The organism is Arthrobacter sp. Br18 (assembly GCF_000520555.1).
In the GTDB taxonomy this organism is placed as follows: domain Bacteria; phylum Actinomycetota; class Actinomycetes; order Actinomycetales; family Micrococcaceae; genus Arthrobacter_D.
Window position 1 is genome coordinate 1 of sequence record NZ_KI914866.1, and the last position, 1,626, is coordinate 1,626.

The 1,626-nt window shown below is 64.3% G+C and carries 2 protein-coding genes; one reads left to right on the forward strand and one right to left on the reverse strand.

Translation table 11 applies throughout. The features are described 5' to 3' along the window. Positions 1-444 precede the first annotated feature (444 nt). A complete protein-coding gene (locus tag Y704_RS24490; protein WP_162149397.1) occupies positions 445-720 on the forward strand; it encodes a hypothetical protein in 276 nt (91 codons plus the stop codon). Positions 721-1,139: 419 nt separating this feature from the next. On the opposite strand, the gene Y704_RS0110240 is transcribed toward Y704_RS24490, so the two are convergent. Next, positions 1,140-1,445, reverse strand: coding sequence for a hypothetical protein (locus tag Y704_RS0110240; protein ID WP_026550056.1), 306 nt, complete (start codon positions 1,443-1,445; stop codon positions 1,140-1,142). Between the last annotated feature and the right edge of the window lie 181 nt (positions 1,446-1,626).

A 1,626-nucleotide genomic window follows, 5' to 3' on the forward strand; every position in this document is an offset into this window, starting at 1 on the left:
CGAACTCCGGCACTGTCGCAGTTGATCTGACGGCACCTAGCAGCTCAAGGGAGATCACCGAGTTGGCGGCAGTCCGCCACACAGGCACCCGCGAAATGCGCTCTGCTATCGGCCGGTGGTTGTGAACCGCTCTGCCATCGACCACCCGCGGTGAACCACGTGACGGAGAGCCACAGCGCGGAGTTCACCAGTCGTTCCAGGCCCCCGTGACGTACAGGCCCGCGCCGGTCCTGCCCTCAGGACGCCCAGCGTCGCGGGATCCGGCAGCGCAGCGGCAACGACATCCCGCGGTGACACGGGAACGCCCGTCCCATCAACGGCTCGGCGGAGTCGAATCCGAGCGTGAGCAGGCTCGGACTCGCTCCTGACCCTATTGCCGGCCCGGCGCGTCTAACTGGCCGAACCCGATGCGGTGCGCTCTGATCCACGGGTACTGTGTGGTTCGTGCCCGACATTGGTGCTGCAATCGCGAACAACGTGGAATGGTGCGATCTGGTGTGCCGGATCAACGGGGTAGGAACGGTAACTCGATACGGTGTATGGATGGCCAAGGAACGCCCACCGGCGCTATACCCCGACCTCATCACGACGCAGAGCCAGACGTCAGTGACGGCCGTCCTGAGTTTGTTGGAACACCGGGTCTCGTGCGCAGTCAAGGACAGTCTGGCGGACCTGGACCTCGGCCTGCATGGCTTTGTGAAGCTTTTCGATGCACAGTGAATCGGTTTCGAGCCCACACAGGAACTCACCGTTGATCTGCGGTGGTCGATTCTCGACCAGGCCGAACACTTCGCGGAGTGGGAACAAGCAGCGGATCTGGATGGCTTGCTGACTCCCGAACTTCTCGCAGAACCGTCAGTTCGGATACTTCTGGCACGACACGGTGGCGATATCGCCGGCGGTGCAATCGCGAACAGAAGCTCCTCAGTCGTCGGCCTGACCAACGTCTTCTCCGTGACCGACGCTCATGAGGCCACCATCTGGAAAGATGTTCCCGGCGCAGTAGCGAAGGTTTTCCCCGGCCTTCCACTGGTCGGATATGAACAAGGAGAAAGCCTGAAATCGGCTCGGGCGGCCGGCTTTTCCGAACTCGGGCCGCTGAGAGTGTGGCTTCGAGGGTAGTTGCCAGGGCCGCTCAATCAGTCCGCGACACCGGTAGCCAGCACGTTCCCGTCGGCGTCGAGGGCCTGGACCGCCACACAGGTTAAGTCTCCGGAGAGGGGAAGTTCGCTCTCGAACGATTCCCGATCGACGACGGCGCCCTCGGTAACGCTCGATTCGTCGGCACCGGTCAGCAGCCACTGCGCAAACTCGGTGGCTCCGTTCCACGAGACGTAGGCGGAACGGCCGCCGTCGTCGTCCTGCACCACCACGTCCGGCGGGACGGCCGGCTGGCCCTGCCACTCGGACCTGTAGGCGCGGTAGCTGCCGTCCCCGCCCAGCAATACCTCTTCGATGAGCGACCCGTCCGAGGTGTACTCCGAGTAGAAGGGCTGGGCGCCCTTCCCGACCAGGATATTGCCGTGGCAAGTCGGCGGAAAGGCTCTTAGGGGCGTGGCTCACCGAACCGGGCGACCCTGCCGTTTCCCGCGACCGGCGGCCGGATGGGCTGCCGACCGGCCGCTG